The sequence below is a fragment of the Streptomyces spiramenti genome, assembly GCF_012034385.1.
GTDB classification, from domain to species: domain Bacteria; phylum Actinomycetota; class Actinomycetes; order Streptomycetales; family Streptomycetaceae; genus Streptomyces; species Streptomyces spiramenti.
Genome location: NZ_JAAVJB010000396.1, coordinates 1 through 2,531, shown reverse-complemented (window position 1 = coordinate 2,531; position 2,531 = coordinate 1). Strand labels below are relative to the sequence as shown.

The 2,531-nt window shown below is 75.5% G+C and carries 2 protein-coding genes; both read left to right on the top strand.

The genetic code is table 11. From position 1 onward, the window contains the following. The first annotated feature begins 137 nt into the window (after positions 1 to 137). Complete coding sequence (locus HCJ92_RS23595) at positions 138 to 1,598, top strand: condensation domain-containing protein (RefSeq protein WP_167935639.1); 1,461 nt, start codon at positions 138 to 140, stop codon at positions 1,596 to 1,598. Positions 1,599 to 1,660: 62 nt separating this feature from the next. Next, on the top strand, positions 1,661 to 2,458 hold the full coding sequence (locus tag HCJ92_RS23590) for a phytanoyl-CoA dioxygenase family protein (protein ID WP_338054356.1): 798 nt from the start codon (positions 1,661 to 1,663) through the stop codon (positions 2,456 to 2,458). The last annotated feature ends 73 nt before the right edge of the window (positions 2,459 to 2,531 follow it).

Sequence of the window (2,531 nt, the reverse complement as noted above, 5' to 3'; positions counted from 1 at the left end):
GCCCCGACCGGCGGCGGCCGGCTCCTGACCTCACGGCGCACCCGGCCGGACCCGGGTGCGCCGCACCACACCCCACCGGCCGGCCCGTGTGCCGCGCCGCCCCTGCTGCCGGCCGCAGGCCGGGACGGAGAGAACCCATGACCGCACCACCGACCGACACCACCGCGCCCGCCGGGCCCCCCGGCGGGCGGGCGACCGCGGACGGCGCCGTGATGCGCCCGCTCGGCCCGACCGAGCGGTGGTACTGGCTCGCCGACCAGGTCTCGCCGTACAACGGCCTGGCCCGCGTGCGCGTCCGGGGCGAGCTCACCGCGGACGACATCGCCGCCGCCCTCGCCGAGTTGCAGCGGCGCCACCCGCTGCTGCGAGCCGCCGTCCGGCCCGACGCCAAGGGCAGGCCCGTGTTCGTCGCCGTCCCCGACCGGGCCGCCGAGTTGCGCACCGGTCCCCTCACCGACCTCGACGAGCAGTGGGTCGAGGAGTTGCAGGAGCGGGAGTCGGGCCGGCCGCTGGACCTGGCGAGCGGCCCGGCCTTCCGGGCGGTCCTGCTGAGCACGCCCGACGGCCTCACCCACGACCTGCTGCTGGTGGTCTCGCACGTCGTCGTGGACGCCAGTTCGCTGGTGTCGCTGTTGCGGGAGTGCGTCACCGCCGTCGCCCCGCAGGGGCGGGGGCGGGAGCCGGAGCGGGAGGTGCTGCCGCCGGTGGAGGAGCTGATCCCCCGCGCCCACCGCACCTACCGGCCCGCGGAACTGCTGCGCACGGCGCGGTCCATGGTGCGCGAGCAGCGTCGCGTCCGGGAGCGGGCCCCGGTGCGGATCGTCGGGAGCGAGCGCGTGCCGTTCGCCGAACGGCGCTCCGGACTGGTCCACCGGTCGGTGCCCGCGGCGGCTCTCGACGCGCTGCTCGCCGAGAGCCGCCGTCAGGGGACGACGGTCCACGGCGCGCTGGGCGCCGCGCTGGTGCGGGCCGCGGCGGAACACGCGCCCGACCTCTTCGCGCCCGAGGACCGGCCGGGCCCCGACGGATCGATGCGCATCACGCTGGGCTCGCCGGTGGACCTCCGCGCCCGCCTGGAGCCGCGGGTGGCGCCCCAGGAGGTCGGCGCCTTCGTCTCGATGCTGCGCACCAACGTCGACCACCGGCCGGAGCGGGAGTTCTGGGAGACGGCCCGCTCCATCACCACGGACATGCGGGAACGCCGCGAACAGAGCGAGGACTTCTGCATGCTCCACATCTCCCGGTGGGTGGTGCCGCGCGCCGACAAGGGGGTGCTGCGGCTGCTGGAGGCGGCGGAAGCCGCCAACCCGCAGAACCTGGCGCTCTCCAACTTCGGGCGGGTCGACTTTCCCGAGCGGGACGGGTCGCTGCGGTTCTCGGGGGTTCAGCTCGCGGCCAGCCTGGGCGCGAGCTGCTACCTGGGAGCGGTGGTCGTCACCGCCCACGAGACGGCCAACCTCAACCTCAACTACCTGCGGCGTGCGATCTCCCCGGAGACGGCCGTCTCCGTCGCGGACCGCTGGCACGGCCTGGTGATGGAGCGGTGCGAGGCGGCGGGCGCGGACGGCGACGGCGTGGCACCGACGGGCCGCGCGTGAGCGGGCGCGGACGCGGCGGGCACTTCCGGCCCGCCCCACAGGAGAGGACGAAGGAGATGTCGGTGACCCGGCCCCACGACGGGATCGGTACCCGGTCGGCCTACGAGGAGCAGGGTTGGTGCGCGGCACCGTGGGGGCTGGAGCCGGAGCTGCTGGCCTCGGTGAGGTCACGTGTCGAGGCGATCTCCCGGACGGTGCGTCCGGAGGTCGTGTACGAGGAGGACTCCGACACCGTCCGGGCGCTGCACGGCTGCCACCGCTACGACGAGGTCTGCGCCGCGCTGGTGCGGCATCCGGGCGTGGTCCGGTTGGCCGAGGAGCTGGTGGGAGGGCCCGTGTACCTGTACCAGTTCAAGGTCAACATCAAAGGGCCGCGCGAGGGCCGCGAGTGGCCCTGGCACCAGGACTTCGCCTTCTGGGCGTACGAGGACGGGATGCCGGAGCCGCACGCGGTGAACATCGCGGTCAACCTGGACGCGGTGCACCCCGCCAACGGGCCGCTGACCGTGCTCTCCGGGTCGCACCGGCTGGGGCTGGTCGGTGACGGTGAGCAGGGGGCAGCCGGCGACGACTGGCGTGCCCACGTCTCGGCCCGCCTCACGCACACGGTCTCCGAGGAGGCGGCCCGCGCCCTGGCCGTGGAGCACCCGCCGCGGCAGATCCTCGGCGGTGCCGGCGCGGTGACCGCCTTCCACCCCTCGATCGTGCACGCCTCGTCGAACAACACCTCCGACGACCGGCGGGCGGTGCTCTTCCTCACCTACAACGCCGTCAGCAACGCCCCGGCGCACCCGGACCGGCCGGCGTTCCTGGTCGAACGGGACACCACGCCGGTCCGGGCCGCATGGGGCACCGGCTGAGCCGAGCGGGTACCCGAGCACCGGGCCGAGGGCTCGCGCCGTCCGGCGCGGGCCCTCGGCCGTTCCCGTCGCC

Bases quoted from the DNA above. Each gene is read 5' to 3' on its own strand.
- HCJ92_RS23595 (WP_167935639.1), top strand. From the start codon at position 138: ATGACCGCACCACCGACCGACACCACCGCGCCCGCCGGGCCCCCCGGC.